Here is a 17,763-nt window from a genome sequence, read left to right as displayed (position 1 = left end):
CGTGGCGAGGTTTTTTGCATTCAGAAAAGTGCAGTTAATTAGTTAACTGCTTTTTCGCGAGCTTGGTCAGCTTGATCCGCCTGAATCGCAGTTAGAGCAACTGTGTACACGATATCGTCTACTAGTGCACCGCGAGATAGATCGTTTACAGGCTTGCGCATACCTTGCAGCATTGGACCGATAGATACTAGGTCTGCTGAACGTTGTACCGCTTTGTAAGTCGTGTTACCAGTGTTTAGGTCTGGGAATACGAATACTGTCGCTTTACCTGCTACTGGAGAGTTAGGCGCTTTAGAAGCTGCCACGTTTTCCATGATCGCTGCGTCGTACTGTAGAGGACCGTCGATCACTAGATCTGGACGTTTCTCTTGAGCAATCTTAGTTGCTTCACGTACTTTATCTACGTCTGCACCCTTACCAGATTCACCAGTAGAGTAAGAGATCATAGCAACGCGAGGGTCGATACCAAATGCCGCTGCAGAATCAGCAGATTGGATAGCGATTTCAGCAAGCTGTTCAGCTGTTGGATCTGGGTTGATCGCACAGTCACCGTAAACCAATACTTGGTCAGGTAGCAGCATGAAGAATACAGAAGATACGATAGACGCATCAGGTGCAGTCTTGATGATTTGGAACGGAGGAACGATAGTGTTTGCTGTGGTGTGAACCGCACCAGAAACTAGACCGTCTACTTCGTCGTTCTCAAGCATCATTGTGCCAAGGAATACTGAATCTTGTAGTTTCTCGCGAGCAACAACTTCAGTCATGCCTTTCGCACCACGTAGCTCAACTAGACGAGCCACGTAGTTTTCACGAACTTCATCAGAGTTGATGATAGTTACGCCAGCACCTAGTGTTACGCCTTGCTGCTCTGCAACGCGACGGATTTCGTCTGGGTTACCTAGAAGCACACACTCCGCGATGCCGCGCTCAGCACAGATAGCCGCAGCTTTAACTGTACGTGGCTCGTCACCTTCAGGAAGAACGATACGCTTGCCAGCTTTACGAGCGAACTCAGTTAGCTGGTAACGGAATGCTGGTGGGCTTAGGCGACGAGACTTCTGAGTACCCTCAGTCATAGACTCGATCCAGTTACCGTCGATGTGACCAGCAACGTGCTCGTTGATGAACTCGATTCGCTCTTTATCGTCTGCAGGAACTTCGATAGAGAAGCTCTGTAGGTTTAGAGAAGTCTGCCAAGTGTTACCTTGTGCTTTGAAGATCGGTAGACCCGTTTCAAATGCTGGTTTACATAGACCTGCAATCTCTTCAGGAATGTCGTAACCGCCAGTTAGAAGTACCGCACCGATATCAACACCGTTCATTGCTGCAAGTGCAGCTGCAACGATAACGTCTGGACGGTCTGCAGAAGTAACAAGTAGAGAACCTGGTTTGAAGTGCTCAATCATGTTTGGCAGAGAACGTGCACAGAAAGTGATGCTCTTAATACGACGAGTCGCGATGTCACCTTCGTTGATGATGTCAGCGTTTAGGTGCTGAGCCATATCGATTGCACGAGTAGCGATTAGATCGATGCTCCATGGCACACAACCTAGTACACGAATTGGAGAAGTGTTGAAGATTTCCATCACTTTCATTTCGTTTTGCTTCGCGCTGTCTGCATCGTCAAAGATTTCAGATAGGTCAGGGCGAGTACGGCCAGCTTCGTCAACAGGCGCGTTCAGCTTGTTGATGATTACGCCAGAGATGTTCTTGTTCTTAGTACCACCGAAGTTAGAACATGCTACTTCGATGCGCTCTTTAAGTTGAGCTGGGTTATCTGTACCAGGAGTTGCAACAAGAACGATTTCCGCACCTAGAGTTGCAGCGATTTCCGCGTTCACTTGGTTAGCGAATGGGTGCTTACGAGTTGGTACTAGACCTTCGATAAGCGTTACGTCTGCATCTTTGTTGATTTGGTTGTAACGCTCAACAACAGTTTCTAGCAGCTCGTCCATGTTGTCGTTACCAATTAGGCTTTCAGCAACAGACATCGCTAGTGGTTGACCGATCTTCATATCGCTGTTGTAGCCAACGATAGTTGAAGTTAGATCTGGTTGATCACCGCCAGAACGTGGCTGTGAAATTGGTTTGTAGAAAGAAACCTTAACGCCTTTGCGCTCCATTGCGCGAAGAACACCCATGCTTACGCTAGTTAGACCAACACCAGCACTTGCAGGGATAAGCATAATAGTACGAGACATTCGTAGAGTACCTTTAGCTATTGGGGGATAAAAGCTCAACTCTTATTCCATGAATAATTCAGAGAATAGGAGTTAAGCCCCTAAGAAATTCTTTGGAAGAAAAACTGGCTAGCCGGAGTGGCTAGCCAGTTTAATCTATTAAAGACCTGCTAGGCGTGCAGTGTCTTCAGCAATTACTAGCTCTTCGTTAGTAGAGATAACCATTGCTGGGATACGGCTGTTAGCTGTAGTGATAGTACCTTCGCCGCCGAAACGAGCTTTAAGGTTAGCTTCACCATCAACTTCGATACCGAAGATACCTAGACGGTTTAGAACCATTTCACGGATAGGGCCAGAGTTCTCGCCGATACCGCCAGTGAACGTGATTGCGTCTAGACGACCTTCCATAGAAGCTGTGTAACCCGCTACGTACTTAGCTAGACGGTGACAGAACACGTCCATTGCACGTGTTGCTTCTTCTTTCTCACCGTAGTTGTCTTCAACGAAACGACAGTCAGAAGTCACTTCAGTTAGACCAGCAAGACCAGACTCTTTAGTTAGCATGTTGTTGATTTGTTCAACAGAGTAACCTAGAGCGTCGTGTAGGTGGAATACGATAGCTGGGTCGATATCACCACAACGTGTACCCATTACTAGACCTTCAAGAGGAGTTAGACCCATAGAAGTGTCTACAGATTTACCGTTCTTGATTGCACATACAGAAGCGCCGTTACCTAGGTGACAGTTGATGATGTTTACTTCTTCAACTGGCTTGTCTAGTAGGTTCGCAACTTCACGAGTGATGAATAGGTGTGAAGTACCGTGCATGCCGTAACGACGGATGCCGTGCTCTTTGTATAGGTTGTATGGAAGAGCGTATAGGTAAGACTCTTCTGGCATAGTTTGGTGGAACGCAGTGTCAAAAACAGCAACGTTTTGTAGGCCAGGGAAGTTTACTTTAGCCGCTTCGATACCGATTAGGTGAGCTGGGTTGTGAAGAGGTGCGAAAGTTGCAGCGTCTTGAATACCCTTAAGTACGTCGTCAGTGATCAGTGCTGATTGAGTGAACTGCTCACCACCGTGTACGATACGGTGACCGATAGCGCCTAGGTTAGCTTTAAGCTCTGGCTTAGAAGCAAGAATAGTTTCTACCATGAAAGATAGTGCTTCTACGTGAGCTGCGCCTGCGCCTAGTTGAGCTTCGTGCTTGCCATCAAGTTTCCACTTCATACGAGCTTCTGGAAGACCAAGACACTCAGCAAGACCGGTTAGGTGCTCTGCACCTGTTTCTGCATCTACAACAGCAAATTTAAGAGAAGAACTACCACAGTTTAAAACTAAAACTAGCTTAGACATGTATGACTACCTGTTTATTCGTCTGATCAAAATCAGTTAAAGGATGAAAAATTAATCACAAGAATAGACGATACCCGCAAGGCTGCGTACTAATCTTGGTCAAAAATCGTTCTAATTCCGTATAAATGAATAGTGATGAACCCATCCACCACTATGAAGCGATCCGTGCAGAATAAAATCTCGGAGTTGCTTAAATTGTAAATAACGGCAACAATGAGATTGAGGGTCTGCAAAGGATAGCGATAATAGGCAATGATAACAAAAAAATTTTGAAAGAATATTAACTTTCATCAATTTTTTGCGCCTTTAGTTGAAATGTTCAACTATTTTTTAGTGAGAGAGCGGTATGAGCAAACAAGTCGGATTAATCCATAGCCTGAAAGACGGCCAAAGTTACATGGAGATCTGGCCGGTTCGTAAAGAGCTGAACGCCATTTTTCCCGAACAACGTATCATCAAAGCAACGCGTTTTGGCATTAAAGTGATGCCAGCGGTCGCCGCGATCAGTGTGCTCACTCAAATGGCTTTCAATAACTATGATGCACTGCCTCAAGCCATCGTAGTTGCATTGTTCGCAATCAGTATGCCTCTGCAAGGTATTTGGTGGTTGGGCAGTCGTTCCAACACCAAATTGCCCCCTGCATTAGCCTCTTGGTATCGCGAATTGCATCAAAAAATCACAGAAACAGGTTTTGCGCTCGAGCCCGTCAAAGCGCGCCCGCGATACAAAGAGCTTGCGGTCATCCTGAACCGTGCATTCCGTCAATTAGACAAAACGGCTCTCGAACGTTGGTTCTAGACCCTTAACAAAACCACAACTACTGAAATGGAGTGTGCAATTGCCACTCCATTTTTTATGCCTGCGCTTCTGACTTCACTCCTTTCTAATTTGCAATAACCGCCTTTCGTACCGATTGCGAGATCACAAATGTTACATTGTTGTTAAGTCTTGCTTTTCTTTCCCGAGAGTTAGCGTTAATAATGAAAAACAGATGCACAAAAAGTGCACAGTTATAAACACAACATCCCATCTTCCGGATTATTTCTGTTGAGCACTCATTTTCGATGAGGCTTTCAGTTCAAGGACGAAGAGACATCAAGGAGTCATGATGAAAACGAAACGTATACTTGCCACTGCTATTCTTGCCGCAACCACAGCTTTCTCCTCTGCTAGTGTGCTTGCCAATACCGCGACCGTAGCGGTTTCTCAAATCGTAGAACACCCAGCACTCGACGCGACTCGTCAAGGCTTGATAGATGGCTTGAAAGCCAAGGGCTATGAGCAAGGTAAGAACCTAGAGTTTGACTACAAAACCGCACAAGGTAACCCAGCTATAGCGGTACAGATTGCCCGTCAATATGTGGGCGAGAGCCCAGATGTGCTGGTGGGTATTGCCACACCGTCAGCGCAAGCTTTGGTGTCTGCAACACGTTCTATCCCAGTGGTGTTTACTGCGGTAACGGATCCGGTGGGCGCAAAGCTTGTGAAATCCATGCATCAGCCGGGTAAAAACGTCACTGGTCTTTCCGATTTGTCTCCTGTGGCACAGCACGTTGCATTGATTCAAGAAATTCTGCCTGCGGCTAAATCTATCGGTGTGGTTTACAACCCAGGTGAAGCAAACGCGGTGACTCTGGTGCAACTGCTAAAAGAGAGTGCAGAGGCCAACGGTCTTGAAGTGGTAGAAGCGACGGCTCTCAAAAGTGCCGATGTTCAGTCCGCGACGCAAGCTATTGCGGCTAAATCTGATGTGATTTATGCGCCGACAGACAACACGGTAGCCAGTGCTATTGAGGGCATGATCGTTGCGGCAAACCAAGCGAAGAAGCCGGTCTTTGGCGGTGCAACCTCTTACGTAGAAAAAGGCGCTATTGCGAGCTTGGGTTTTGATTACTACCAAGTGGGTGTTCAAACTGCCGACTACGTTGCTGCTATTTTGGAAGGGCAAGATCCTGGCAAGTTGGATGTGAAAGTCGCAACCGGTTCTGATCTTGTTGTGAATGAAGGAGCTGCAACCAAGCTTGGCATTCAACTACCGAGTTCTGTTGTGAAACGTGCGACTAGCATGCAGTAATAGTGATGTTCAGGTCGGTTTGATGCCGACCTGATATGTGCAGAAAGGAGCAGTTATGTCTGCATTTGCTTTTTTTGGTGCGCTCGAGATAGGTCTTATATATGGCTTAGTTGCTTTGGGCGTCTACCTTACGTTTCGCGTTCTTGATTTCCCTGACTTAAGTGTTGACGGTAGTTTCCCTATGGGCGCCGCCGTTGCTGCAACCGCGATTGTTGGGGGCATCAATCCTTGGATTGCCACCGGAATGGCCGTGATTGCTGGTAGCATGACTGGGTGGGTGACCGCCTTCCTCGCCGTTCGTTGTGGCATTCTTCATCTACTTGCTTCCATTCTTACCATGATTGCGGCGTTCTCTATCAACATTCGTATCATGGGTAAGCCGAACATGGCGCTGCTTGGGGAAGACACTATTCTCACCCCGTTTGAAGCCATGGGGGACGCCATGTACATCCGACCTTTGGTTGTTGGTGTGCTGGTCTTACTTTCCGCTCTGTTTGTTGTACGCCTCCTTAACAGCGACTTTGGCTTAGGGTTAAGAGCAACGGGAGTGAACGCCCGAATGGTGGCAGCGCAAGGGGCGAGTACTGGCTTTTACACTTACTTTGGCTTGGCGCTGTCTAACGGGTTTGTTGGTTTTGCTGGAGCCTTGTTTGCTCAGACCAACAGCTTTGCCGATGTCACCTCTGGCGTGGGCACCATCGTAGTTGGTCTTGCGGCGGTTATCCTTGGGCAAACCCTCATACCAGGGCGGAAAATCTGGGTCGCGGTTTGTGCGGTGATTATTGGTTCGGTACTTTATCGCCTCGCAGTCGCGTTTGCCCTGAGTTCCGGCATGTTTGGTCTACAAGCTTCGGATCTAAACTTGGTTACAGCTGTGCTCGTTGCGGTGGCGTTGATTGCGCCGAAATTGAAACAGAGTATGAAAGCGAAACAACGCTTGAACAATGCTAAGCAATCGACATCAAAAAATGGTTCAGGAGAGGCACTATGATTGAACTCAATGATATTCAAGTGACCTTCAATCCCGGAACCATTCTGGAAAACAGAGCCTTGAAAGGTGTTTCGTTAGAAGTGCCTGAACATCAGTTTCTCACCGTTATTGGCTCCAATGGAGCAGGGAAGTCAACCCTGCTTGGAGCAGTGACAGGAGAGACGCCGATGATTGGCGGCCAAGTGATCATTGATGGACAAGACGTAACCCGTAAGACGGTTGCACAACGCGCCACTCAATGTGCTCGCGTATTCCAAGACCCACTAGCTGGTACTTGTGGGGATTTGTCGATTGAAGAAAATATGGCGCTTGCTTACATGCGGGGTCAGCGTCGCGGGTGGGGGATGGCGCTATCAGCGAAACGTCGCAAGCTGTTTCAAGAGCGCATCAGCATTCTGGGTTTAGGGCTTGAAGATCGCTTGGGGGACAGCATTGGGCTACTTTCTGGCGGTCAGCGTCAAGCAGTCAGTCTGGTTATGGCAACACTATCAGACAGTAAACTACTCCTGCTTGATGAACACACGGCCGCTTTAGACCCTCGTATGGCGGCTTTTGTTATCGACCTGACCAAGCGCATTGTCACCGAGTTTAATCTTACGGTTATGATGGTGACACACTCGATGAAGGATGCTCTGGCTTGTGGTGACAGGACAGTAATGTTGCACCAAGGAGAGATTGTTCTTGATGTCGCGGGTGAGCAAAGAGCGAATATGCAAGTACCAGACTTATTGGAAATGTTTTCTAAAGTGCGTGGAGAAGAGTTGGCAGATGATAGCTTGTTGCTGAACTAGCTTAAAGTGTTTGTCGACTACGCCTACCAAATGTGATCCTCCTTGAGAAAATGACCCGTACGGTATTTTTAAAAGGAGGATTTTTAGATGGGTGCTCTTTAATAAAATAGTGGAATATTCCAATACTAAGAGCGCTTACCATGACCCTTCCATTTCTCTTCCATAGCCAGACTGAAGATGGCCTTGTTTTTGATGGTGAACGACTTACCGTCACTTTGAAAACCGAAAACATCGAGTTTGATAGTGTGCACGTGCGCTGTGAACCAGACAACGAAGAATACCTCATAGAGATGAAGCCTTGTGGTAACGCAGGTGAGCTTCAGCTTTGGCAAGCACAGTTTGCAGCAAACCGAGACCGTGACGTCACCCATTACGTATTCAAGCTAATTAAGGGTAATCAGCAACTTTGGCTCGATGGTAGAGGTGTGCATAAGCGTATGCCACCGAAAGAATTCCACTTTAAGTTGAACACGCAGTCTCAGCCACCGAGTTGGGTGCAAGAACAGGTCTTCTACCAGATCTTTCCTGATCGTTTTTCGGCTAGCCAAGATGAACAAACGATTCGACATGCTTACGCCCAATACGATCCGGATAGCATGGTGAAATCTTGGGGCGAGGCCGTTGGGGATCACCACAACTCGGGGGCGCGTGAGTTCTTCGGCGGTGATTTGAAAGGCATTGAGCAGAAATTGGACTACTTGGAAGAGTTGGGAGTCACTGCGCTGTATTTCAATCCTATCTTTACTGCGCCAAGCAACCATAAGTACGACACAAAAGATTACCTTACTATTGACCCGATGTTTGGTACCAATGAGCAGTTTGCACAGTTGTGTGAACAGCTCCGCGGTAAACAGATGAAGATAGTATTGGATGCGGTATTCAACCATACGTCGGTTCATCATCCTTGGTTCGACCTGAAGCAAGAAGGTCAGGGTGCGTACGGCAATCCGAGTTCAGACTTCCGTGACTACTACTTCTTTGAGGGCCAAACCAACAATTACATTGGCTGGAAAGGAATCGGCAATTTACCGGTTTTGAACTTTGAGAACGAACAAGTCCGCGATCATATTTATCAAGGTGAGGAAGCGGTGATCAAGCATTGGCTTAAACCACCATATTCTGTCGATGGTTGGCGTTTTGATGTAATCCATATGCTGGGAGAAGGCGAGGGGGCAAAAAACAATGCTCACTATGTAGAAGCGTTTCGTAAAGCGACTAAAGCGATCAACCCTAATGCTTATGTGTTAGGAGAGCATTTCTTTGAAGCGACTCAATGGCTGCAAGGCGGACAAGAAGATGGAGCGATGAACTACTACGGGTTCGCGCACCCTGTTCGTGCCCTGATTGCTAAGCAAGACATTATGTACGATCCGATCGACATCAACGTGCTAGATTTCAAAGAGTGGGTGGATGAAGCGCGAGCAAAAGTACCATTTGCCAACCAACTGTCTCAACTGAATCAATTAGATAGTCATGATACCGCCCGTTTTCTGACGCTTTTGAATGGCGATAAGGAAAAAATGCGTCTTGCACTGGGGTTACTCATGACTTATGTCGGCACTCCATGCCTTTATTATGGTAGTGAAGTTGGGTTGGAAGGCGGACAAGATCCTGATAACCGTCGTTGCTTTCCTTGGGGGCAGGTTGAGGCTTCTGATTGGTTGTCGATTTATCAACGATGGATAGGAATTCGCAAGCAATACAAGGCTCTACAAGCCGGAAGTTTGCAATGGCTTTACTGTGATGAACAGGTCATGGTTTTCGTTCGACAATGGAAAGAAGAAGCAATAGTTGTGGCATTTAACCTCGATGAATACGACCGAAATGTTAACCTTCCATTATGGCAAGTTGGCTTAAATGCAAAACAGTTGCATCAATTATTAGACAAAGGTGAAGTTGTAAGTGGTGAACGTCATTTTTCTGTCAATATCCCAGCAATGAACTGCAAAATATGGCAGATCGAGTGACTTCGAGCGCCTTCTTTATTAAAATTTATGAATACATAAATATAAAACTATAAACAGCCCTTCGATAATCTAAGCTTTCGAAGGGCTTATATTATTAGAAACAATGGTGCTCAATGGGTAATAAAAGGCGATTTAGCCTCAAGTTTGTCATCTTCTTCCCACTCTTTTTATTCTGTGTTGTCATGCTGGTGACAGCAAAGAACTACTACGATGCGATGAATCGTTACATCACGCTAGAGTACTCTCAAGTTGACCGTGCCATCGATCGCGCAATCAAAGTATTGACCGCGTTGGACTACAGCTTTGTTAACTACTCGAATCCCGCGCACCCGCTATTTAAAGAACATAACCATATGGAAAAAAATGGCTTATGTTACGTGTGGCCGATAGATGTTCTGCTATTAGAGAACAAACACTCAGGTGGGTTACCTGCAGTGGAGTTGGATTACATGATCGTGGGACAAAAATCGCTTTGCCAACCCGGCACCAAGCTGTTTAAGTTGGCAGAAAAGAAAGCTGGCTTTGCCCCATCTCTCTCTTTCCTTCATGACATTGAGTCCCATATCGTTGCGATTCATTACATTGATCAACGAGGCTACATCATCTCCTCGCCAGATACCTATGCTCAATATTTCTCTCAACAGCTGTGGGAGACGCTAAAGGCGAGACCATTCTGGCAAAAAACAGCTCAAGAGACGATGAAAGTGACCATGTCAGGCCCTGCGCCTATGTTAGACAGACATGATGGCCAAGTCGTAAGTTTAACCGTGCCCATTTATGAAAAAGATGAGCACCAAGGCGTGTTATCGATTGATTTCGATGTTGATGGGTTACTAAAAGCAAATGAAAACCTGGCAGGTAAGCTACACATCATTTCTGCTGTAATGGATGTTCCTGACAATGTGATGCGTTTAAAGCCTATAGAGCATGAGCGTCTGAGTGCTAATCACCGTATTTTCTATGAATACGACCTTTGGAGTGAATTGAAGAATCTATTGGCGTTCGAGAAGTACAGCGTCGCGGTGGCTTTCTTTATTTATGTTTTGAGCACAGTGGCATTGTTCCTAGTCAACACTCAAACAGAGCGTCGCTATTTCAAAGAGTTGGCTGCGAAAGACCCAATGACTGGGTTATTGAATCGACGTGGCATACAGGCTGTATGGCGCAATAAGATGACTAAAAAACACGTCGCGCTGGCGGTATTCGATATTGATGACTTTAAATCAATCAATGACACCCATGGACATGATGTGGGGGATGATGCGATTCGTTTGGTGGCAAAATGCATCCGAGACAATATTCGTCATTCAGATGTCGCATCACGCTTCGGTGGTGAAGAATTTGTACTTGCTATCTACGACGAAGATTTTGAAAGTATGCTTCGAATTTTAGAGCGAGTAAGAAAGGCGATCGCCAAAAGTTCACGTAAGGTGGTTGCTGGTGGCTTTACCGTTTCGGGTGGTGTGGAGTTTAAGTCTGCTGCTCAACTGGAAAGCTTTGATGAGCTGTTTAAGCTTGCCGATGAGAAGCTTTATGAAGCGAAAAGCACGGGCAAAAACAAAATCTGTCACTAGAACTAGCGAGTGGTAGAAACACAAAAGGGCGAATTCATCGCCCTTTTTCTTATTCTTAATTCACTGTACTCTCAAATTATCTCAACCACTATGCGATGCGAGATTGCAGCTCGTCGCGGTAACGTTGAATGTGCTCAACGATCGGCGCTGCTTTATTGAATGTACGAATTTCGCGGAACAACTCATTTGCTTCATGGTAGGCTTGGCGTAGGTAAGAGAACCATTGCTTAACGCGGTTTGGATAATACAAACCTTTATCGCCTTTCATTTCAAACTGAGAGTAATAGATCAGCAGCTCGACAACTTCTGGCCAAGCCATTGGTTGCTGGTTGTGTTTCACCATGTTACCCAAGTTTGGAATATTGAATGCGCCACGACACACCATCAGAGAATCCACTCCTGTGGTTTCAATACAGCGTTGGCCATCTTCGTAGTTCCAAATCTCACCATTAGCGATGAGTGGGATAGAAAAACGCTCACGGATCTGGGTAATGTATTCCCATTTGATTTCTGAGGCTTTGTAACCACCTTGCTTTGTACGAGCGTGAACCGTCAGCTCGTTTGCTCCAGCAGATTGAATCGCATCTACAATCTCGAAGCAGTCTTCAGGGTTTTCCCAACCGAGACGAATTTTCGCGGTTACAGGAATATTGCTTGGTACGGCATCACGACATGCTTTTACGATGTTGTGAATGAACTCTGGGTGCTGAAGAAGTGCCGCGCCACCTTTACTTTTGTTTACCAGTTTTGCCGGACAACCAAAGTTAAGATCAATACCTCGTGCGCCCAGTTCCGCTGCTTTGACTGCGTTTTCTGCCATCCAATTCGGCTCTTGGCCAAGCAATTGAACATGAACAGGCACGCCAGATGCGGTCTGTGAGCCTTGAAGTAGTTCAGGACACAAACGATGGAATACGTGATCAGGTAATAGCTGATCGATGACTCGAACAAACTCTGTCACACACAGATCATAGTCGTTTATCTCGGTCAGGATTTGGCGCATTAAATGGTCCAAAACGCCTTCCATCGGGCCTAATACAACTCGCATAGCTTGCCTAATACAGTTTGGTGGTAAAAAGGAGGGCGATTGTAGCGATGTGAGGGAAGTTTGTCATTAAAAGACTCATCAGCATCGAGTGACATCAACTAGCATCCTATATACCCAAGTGACTTCAAGATGCTGGATTCAGAGCGTTGTCATTGATTCCCTGTTTACCGAAAGTAAGCAAAGAAAACAACGCAGCGTAATAGCCAGCTCTTACCAAGTTGTTTGACGCAGCCATTGGTTTAATAAAAAAGCGAGTTCAATGACACGCTCCCGAAGGGCGAGTTGCCTTGGCTTGTATACTTTGTTGCCGATTCTTGATTTAGGCCCACTAGACCTTTAAATCGGCGCCGCGTCTACAAACCAACTCATTCTCGCTGAACCAAGCATCTCGAGGTTACTTGGGTATAAGCTCTAGGGTATAATGCCGCCAAATTCATGGGAAACCAGATGACATGCAATACACATTAATTGAGAAAGGTGAAGTTCAACTCGAAGAATCTTCGCTGTTTATGGAAGGGGCGGTCCTAGCTGCGAACCTGACCACGAAACCGTTAGCACCGGAAACATGGCTAGAGCCACTTCTAGGTGAGGGCTTTAAAGCGATTCAGCCAATGGTTGAAGAGCAGATTCACAAGCAGCACAACTACATTCTGCGCAACGAGTACTCTATACTTGCGCTGACAGAAGCCAACCCAGAGCAGTTAGCGGATTTTGCTGAAGGCTTTATGTCTGTCTGGCCGGTGATTGAAGAGCAGTGGCATGATGTCGCATTGAACGATGGCCTTGAGCGAATGCTGCAAGCGCTTTTGACGACGATGATGTTGGCGATTGATGAAGAGCAAACTCAGCAACAGATGCGTGATGTGGGTATTGAAACGCCGCCAGCGCTTGTGGACTTCATCGAGCAGTTTGACCTGATGATCAACGAAGTTGCACTTGGTGCCGACGAATTGATGGTCGGCAAAAAGTCGAAGAGTTTGAACCCTTTCAAAGGTGTTGGGCGTAATGACCCTTGCCCATGCGAAAGCGGTAAGAAGTTTAAGCAATGTTGCGGTAAGTAATCGAATTGCAAAGAAAAGCCGACCTCATGGTCGGCTTTTTTGTATTCGTTTTCAGTAATTAGAAGTCGGAAAAACGTTACTGGATTGGATTCTTGCGCTTACCACGAACAAATTGCGCAATCACAATGAATGCAAGAGCGACTAAGTTACCCGCAAAAATGACGACAAGCCATTGAGGCATAGAAAGACCAAGGAACTGCCACACAATCTTCGCGCAGTCACCGTATGCTTCAAACATCCATGGAACCCACTGGTTTAATGGTGCCCAACTTGGAAACGTCACAAATAGGTCACATGTTGCAAATGGTGACGGGTTGAATTGATAGTCCACATGCTGCATCGCAAGCATCAAACCTTTGTAAGCACTTGCGCCCCATGCTGCTAATGCTATCCAGCGAACGAGAGGGTTGTTTGGTGCGATAAGACCAATCATCGCGGCAAAACCAATTCCCATCATTGCCACACGTTCGTAAATGCACATAACACAAGGTGCTAGCATCATAACGTGTTGGAAAAATAGGGCACAGGCTTCAAAAAAGATAATCGCTAAAAGGAGAAGGAGCCAAGATAAGCGTCCTTTCGAAAACTGATTAAGTGATGCAAAAATACTCACGGTTACAATCCTGTCTGAAATATAAAAAAGCTCTGAATACTCAGAGCTTTTTAACTTGGATAAGTTTCCTAATCAACTCAAATTTTTAGTGTCCACCTGACACAACAGGAGCCAGATCACCACTGCTTGGCGAAATCCAGCCTGCATCGTAGAAGAATGCGGTTGCTGGTTCTAGGAAGAACATGATGCCCATCAAGCCAACAAGCGCCAGTACGATAGTGTATGGCAGTGCCATGATCACCATGCGACCGTAGGATAGACGAATCAATGGTGCCAGTGCGGATGTTAGCAGGAATAGGAACGCAGCTTGGCCGTTTGGCGTTGCAACTGAAGGTAGGTTAGTACCTGTGTTAATTGCTACTGCTAGTAGGTCGAACTGTTCACGAGTAATTTGGCCATCAATCAGTGCCGCTTTTACTTCGTTAATGTAGACCGTACCCACGAAAACGTTATCTGAGACCATTGAAAGTAGACCGTTGGCGACATAGAACAACGCCAGCTGTGTGCCTTTGTCTTCAACTGCAAGTACAGCGTCGATAACCGGCTTAAATAGCTCTTGGTCAATGATTACAGCAACGACTGCAAAGAACACGGCAAGAAGTGCTGTAAACGGCAGGGCTTCTTCAAACGCTTTACCCATTGAATGTTCTTCAATCACACCAGTGAATGAGGTTGCAAGGATAATAACTGAAAGACCAATCAGACCTACGGCCGCTAAGTGCAGAGCAAGTGCTGCAATTAACCAAACTGCGATTAGACCTTGAATCCAAAGCTTAGCTACGTCTTGGTTAGTACGGGTTTTACGCTCTTCACGGTCGAAATCAACAAGGATTTGACGCACGTTATCAGGCAGCTGCGCACCGTAACCACAAATCTTTAGCTTCTCTACTACTGCACAAGTGATCAAGCCGCAGAAGAAAACAGGAAGAGTCACTGGCGCCATTCGGATCAGGAATTCACCAAAGAACCAACCCGCTTGGTCTGCAATGATCAAGTTTTGTGGTTCACCAACCATTGTTGTTACACCCCCAAGCGCAGTACCCACACCAGCATGCATTAGCAATGAACGTAAGAATGCACGGTAGTTCTCAAGGTCGTCACGCGTAAGCTCAGTGATGGTGTCATCTTGAGTATGGTCATGGTCACCGATAGGGTTACCAGAAGCGACTTTGTGGTAAATCGAGTAGAAACCCACTGCAACGCTGATGACAACGGCGATAACGGTCAGTGCATCGAGAAATGCTGACAAAAACGCTGCTGCGAAACAGAATGCGAGTGAAAGTAATGTTTTAGAACGGATACCAAGCAGGATCTTCGTAAAAATGAACAGCAGAAGCTGTTTCATAAAGTAGATACCCGCAACCATGAATACCAATAGTAGAAGAACTTCGATATTCGCAACCAGCTCATGCTTCACCTGGGCAGGGCTGGTCATCCCGATAGCAACCGCTTCAATTGCAAGCAAACCACCTGGTTGAAGTGGGTAACACTTCAGCGCCATTGCTAGCGTGAAAATAAATTCTGCTACTAGCAACCAACCTGCAACAAATGGGTCAATTAGGAAGAAAACAATCGGGTTAATAATTAGGAAGGCTATAATGGCAACTTTGTACCAATCAGGCGCTTTACCAAGAAAGTTCTTGATAAAGGCATTTCCGAGCGACATCGGCATGATAATTCTCTTTATAACAAAATTATGAATAGACACTACAATAGTGCTTAAGTATCTGTTTGTTAGGCTTATTATTTAGCCTTTTAAAACAATAACTTAGAAAAACAACAATCCCTTGTTTCACTGTAGTCTTGCCAAGTTACTTCCCCTGAACTTAAGCACCGCTCACTTTCGACCGCAACTCTACACTTCGGCATTTTATAGTCAATAACAAAACGTAATGCTGCCGACTAAAACTGCTTTTTATTTGTAATAACGCGATCAAAACGGCGTTACTATACCATGAAAAGCTTAAAAAAAATCACCTTGGAATTTAAAACCAAGTCAATTACGAGAAAAGATCAATTAAGAAAGAATATTAATCGTAAAACATAAATTTATTTTGCATATTTTGAGCATAAAAATGTGACGAGGTAGGCTTTATTTTTCCTGCGTTTGTGGTCAGTAGGATTTGTCCAAAATATAAATTTTACGAGTTTGATTCAAAGTGATTAACATTTTGAATTGAATATATATGTAGAGTATTAACTCTATATTGAGATTTCGTTTCATTTATTGATCGTTAATTTTCGCAAATCGTTAAGTAGTGGTATGATGAGTGGTATCGACCCTTAGAAATCAATATTGGATAAAAACAGAATGGTCATTAAGGCTAAGAGCCCTGCGGGTTTCGCAGAAAAATACATTATCGAGAGCATTTGGAACGGCCGTTTTCCACCTGGCTCAATCTTACCCGCTGAACGTGAGCTATCTGAACTTATTGGTGTTACTCGTACTACGTTACGTGAAGTGCTTCAGCGTCTTGCGCGAGACGGTTGGTTGACTATCCAACACGGTAAACCAACCAAAGTTAACCAATTCATGGAGACCTCTGGTCTGCATATCTTGGACACGCTAATGACGCTAGACGTTGATAACGCAACAAACATCGTTGAAGATTTGCTTGCGGCACGTACTAACATCAGTCCAATCTTCATGCGCTATGCGTTTAAAGCAAACAAAGAGGCGTCTGAGCGCACAATCCAGAACGTGATTGAGTCTTGTGAAGCGCTTGTTAGTGCCTCTTCTTGGGATGACTTTATTGCTGCGTCTCCATACGCCGACAAGATCCTGCAAAGCGTAAAAGAAGACAACGAAAAAGATGAAGCGAAGCGTCAAGAAATCCTGATTGCTAAGACATTCAATTTCTACGACTACATGTTGTTCCAACGCTTGGCGTTCCATTCTGGTAACCAGATTTACGGATTGATCTTCAACGGTCTAAGAAAGCTTTATGATCGCGTAGGCAGCTACTACTTCTCAAACCCAGCATCACGTGATTTGGCTCTGAGTTTTTACCGTCAGCTTCTAGAAACGTGTGAAACAGGCCAGCGCGATCAACTACCAATCGTGATTCGTCACTACGGTATGGAAAGTGCACAAATCTGGAACGAGATGAAGCAAGAGCTGCCAACTAACTTCACAGAAGATGACAGTTAATTAACCCTTGAATTCCAACGATTTCAGTACAAAAACCGCAGGTATAAACCTGCGGTTTTTTTTGATACTTATTCACCCTAGCGATTAAGCTAAGGACAATCTGGGTAAAGGTAAATAAAGGGTTTCGATAATATCCGATAGCATTTGATCGTAGGTATTAAATATCGTGAGAGACAAGTCAGAAGTGATATTGTAAAGCTCTTCTTCACTCAGCGAAGTGAGCTCGCCCTCAATGTACTCATTTAAAGATTGAATCGAACGAGTTGACATAGGAGAGGCAATACTTAAAGGGCTAATCACAGCCAACTGGTTCAGTCTTCTTATCATTACCGAAGCGTAATTCTTCATCCGCTCTGGAGCACCTTTATCCCCCATGTCTTGAATGCTGATACGCAGTTGTGTCAGCGTATCTAAGCTATCAATGACAGTTTGCCAGTTCATGTGGTACTCATCATTTAGCTCGTCCTTCTGAGCGATGGCGAGCCAAGCAAGGGTGACCTCATCCATTAGGTACAAACTGTGGCGAATCAGCTTGCCATGCTCCATCTGATTGCGTGCAACAGTGTTGTCCTGCCACTGCTCGAGCAATTTATCAATTTTGATTTGCAGCACGCGATACATGGGTTTGTTCTCAAAGCGAGAGGTTTCCACTAATTGGTGCAGTTTATAACCTAGTTCCTGATGGATGTGCTCTATCTCTTTCTCATGATTTTGTTGGTGTTGGATAGAGTAGTGGGTCACTGCACGATGACGGCGCAATAGATGGATGGTATCGCGTAATAAGGTGAGCAATTGATACTTACGAGCATGTTGCTTTTCTCGCTTCGCAGCCAAGTGATAGATCCCAGCCAGAATAGCAATCGAGATCAAAGTAGAAATCAAAACAAACATAACCAACTCCTTGTTAGTGCTTTTGACCTAGCAACTATGAAAGAGCAGTTTTGATGCCAACA

At 45.5% G+C, this 17,763-nt stretch carries 14 protein-coding genes; 8 read left to right on the top strand and 6 right to left on the bottom strand.

What is annotated here, in order from left to right:
* Nucleotides 1-38: 38 nt before the first annotated feature.
* Both pta and KIO97_RS03105 read right to left on the bottom strand, forming a co-directional pair.
* Nucleotides 39-2,204 carry a phosphate acetyltransferase gene (gene pta, locus KIO97_RS03110; RefSeq protein WP_005433245.1) on the bottom strand — a complete coding sequence of 722 codons (2,166 nt, stop codon included), beginning with the start codon at nt 2,202-2,204 and terminating at the stop codon, nt 39-41.
* Nucleotides 2,205-2,342: 138 nt separating this feature from the next.
* Nucleotides 2,343-3,539, bottom strand: a complete 1,197-nt coding sequence (locus KIO97_RS03105; protein ID WP_005433250.1) for an acetate kinase — start codon at nt 3,537-3,539, stop codon at nt 2,343-2,345.
* A 346-nt stretch (nt 3,540-3,885) separates the two neighbouring features.
* Between KIO97_RS03105 and yfbV the strand changes: the two genes are divergently transcribed.
* From yfbV to KIO97_RS03075, 6 genes are all read left to right on the top strand, one after another.
* Nucleotides 3,886-4,338, top strand: coding sequence for a terminus macrodomain insulation protein YfbV (gene yfbV / locus KIO97_RS03100; RefSeq protein WP_285380940.1), 453 nt, complete (start codon nt 3,886-3,888; stop codon nt 4,336-4,338).
* A 310-nt stretch (nt 4,339-4,648) separates the two neighbouring features.
* Nucleotides 4,649-5,614 carry an ABC transporter substrate-binding protein gene (locus KIO97_RS03095; protein ID WP_038889859.1) on the top strand — a complete coding sequence of 322 codons (966 nt, stop codon included), beginning with the start codon at nt 4,649-4,651 and terminating at the stop codon, nt 5,612-5,614.
* A 55-nt stretch (nt 5,615-5,669) separates the two neighbouring features.
* Nucleotides 5,670-6,605, top strand: coding sequence for an ABC transporter permease (locus tag KIO97_RS03090; RefSeq protein WP_285380937.1), 936 nt, complete (start codon nt 5,670-5,672; stop codon nt 6,603-6,605).
* Nucleotides 6,602-7,396, top strand: a complete 795-nt coding sequence (locus tag KIO97_RS03085; protein WP_005531430.1) for an ABC transporter ATP-binding protein — start codon at nt 6,602-6,604, stop codon at nt 7,394-7,396. The genes KIO97_RS03090 and KIO97_RS03085 overlap by 4 nt, the downstream gene beginning before the upstream one ends.
* Nucleotides 7,397-7,536: 140 nt before the next feature.
* Complete coding sequence (malZ, locus tag KIO97_RS03080) at nt 7,537-9,363, top strand: maltodextrin glucosidase (RefSeq protein ID WP_285380935.1); 1,827 nt, start codon at nt 7,537-7,539, stop codon at nt 9,361-9,363.
* A gap of 113 nt (nt 9,364-9,476) precedes the next feature.
* Nucleotides 9,477-10,937, top strand: a complete 1,461-nt coding sequence (locus KIO97_RS03075; RefSeq protein ID WP_038889862.1) for a diguanylate cyclase — start codon at nt 9,477-9,479, stop codon at nt 10,935-10,937.
* 88 nt (nt 10,938-11,025) lie between these two features.
* On the opposite strand, the gene dusC is transcribed toward KIO97_RS03075, so the two are convergent.
* Nucleotides 11,026-11,985: a tRNA dihydrouridine(16) synthase DusC gene (gene dusC / locus KIO97_RS03070; protein WP_285380932.1), complete on the bottom strand. Its 960-nt coding sequence runs from the start codon at nt 11,983-11,985 to the stop codon at nt 11,026-11,028.
* A gap of 452 nt (nt 11,986-12,437) precedes the next feature.
* Between dusC and KIO97_RS03065 the strand changes: the two genes are divergently transcribed.
* Nucleotides 12,438-13,046: an SEC-C metal-binding domain-containing protein gene (locus KIO97_RS03065; protein WP_285380930.1), complete on the top strand. Its 609-nt coding sequence runs from the start codon at nt 12,438-12,440 to the stop codon at nt 13,044-13,046.
* Between the two features lie 76 nt (nt 13,047-13,122).
* Here KIO97_RS03065 and dsbB read toward each other — a convergent pair whose 3' ends face one another.
* The gene (gene dsbB / locus KIO97_RS03060) at nt 13,123-13,659 is read right to left on the bottom strand and encodes a disulfide bond formation protein DsbB (RefSeq protein WP_005433241.1); all 537 of its coding nucleotides are present in this window, start codon (nt 13,657-13,659) and stop codon (nt 13,123-13,125) included.
* 85 nt (nt 13,660-13,744) lie between these two features.
* Nucleotides 13,745-15,331 (bottom strand): Na(+)/H(+) antiporter NhaB, encoded by a 1,587-nt coding sequence (gene nhaB, locus KIO97_RS03055; RefSeq protein ID WP_038889866.1) that lies wholly within the window; start codon nt 15,329-15,331, stop codon nt 13,745-13,747.
* A gap of 639 nt (nt 15,332-15,970) precedes the next feature.
* Here nhaB and fadR point away from each other — a divergent pair.
* Nucleotides 15,971-16,810 carry a fatty acid metabolism transcriptional regulator FadR gene (gene fadR / locus KIO97_RS03050; protein ID WP_005433233.1) on the top strand — a complete coding sequence of 280 codons (840 nt, stop codon included), beginning with the start codon at nt 15,971-15,973 and terminating at the stop codon, nt 16,808-16,810.
* Nucleotides 16,811-16,894: 84 nt separating this feature from the next.
* Here fadR and KIO97_RS03045 read toward each other — a convergent pair whose 3' ends face one another.
* Nucleotides 16,895-17,701: a hypothetical protein gene (locus KIO97_RS03045; RefSeq protein WP_285380927.1), complete on the bottom strand. Its 807-nt coding sequence runs from the start codon at nt 17,699-17,701 to the stop codon at nt 16,895-16,897.
* Nucleotides 17,702-17,763 lie beyond the last annotated feature (62 nt).

Origin of the sequence: Vibrio sp. B181a (assembly GCF_030248375.1) — a bacterium.
Lineage (GTDB): Bacteria > Pseudomonadota > Gammaproteobacteria > Enterobacterales > Vibrionaceae > Vibrio > Vibrio campbellii.
Note: the sequence above shows the minus strand (reverse complement) of the source record. Positions and strands in the feature narration are given on the sequence as shown.

What these genes read in the sequence shown, in the direction of transcription:
- KIO97_RS03075 (WP_038889862.1), top strand. Translation starts at nt 9,477, where the DNA reads ATGGGTAATAAAAGGCGATTTAGCCTCAAGTTTGTCATCTTCTTCCCA.
- malZ (WP_285380935.1), top strand. Translation starts at nt 7,537, where the DNA reads ATGACCCTTCCATTTCTCTTCCATAGCCAGACTGAAGATGGCCTTGTT.
- KIO97_RS03090 (WP_285380937.1), top strand. Translation starts at nt 5,670, where the DNA reads ATGTCTGCATTTGCTTTTTTTGGTGCGCTCGAGATAGGTCTTATATAT.
- yfbV (WP_285380940.1), top strand. Translation starts at nt 3,886, where the DNA reads ATGAGCAAACAAGTCGGATTAATCCATAGCCTGAAAGACGGCCAAAGT.
- dusC (WP_285380932.1), bottom strand. Translation starts at nt 11,985, where the DNA reads ATGCGAGTTGTATTAGGCCCGATGGAAGGCGTTTTGGACCATTTAATG.
- KIO97_RS03065 (WP_285380930.1), top strand. Translation starts at nt 12,438, where the DNA reads ATGCAATACACATTAATTGAGAAAGGTGAAGTTCAACTCGAAGAATCT.
- fadR (WP_005433233.1), top strand. Translation starts at nt 15,971, where the DNA reads ATGGTCATTAAGGCTAAGAGCCCTGCGGGTTTCGCAGAAAAATACATT.
- KIO97_RS03105 (WP_005433250.1), bottom strand. Translation starts at nt 3,539, where the DNA reads ATGTCTAAGCTAGTTTTAGTTTTAAACTGTGGTAGTTCTTCTCTTAAA.
- KIO97_RS03045 (WP_285380927.1), bottom strand. Translation starts at nt 17,701, where the DNA reads ATGTTTGTTTTGATTTCTACTTTGATCTCGATTGCTATTCTGGCTGGG.
- pta (WP_005433245.1), bottom strand. Translation starts at nt 2,204, where the DNA reads ATGTCTCGTACTATTATGCTTATCCCTGCAAGTGCTGGTGTTGGTCTA.
- KIO97_RS03085 (WP_005531430.1), top strand. Translation starts at nt 6,602, where the DNA reads ATGATTGAACTCAATGATATTCAAGTGACCTTCAATCCCGGAACCATT.
- KIO97_RS03095 (WP_038889859.1), top strand. Translation starts at nt 4,649, where the DNA reads ATGAAAACGAAACGTATACTTGCCACTGCTATTCTTGCCGCAACCACA.
- nhaB (WP_038889866.1), bottom strand. Translation starts at nt 15,331, where the DNA reads ATGCCGATGTCGCTCGGAAATGCCTTTATCAAGAACTTTCTTGGTAAA.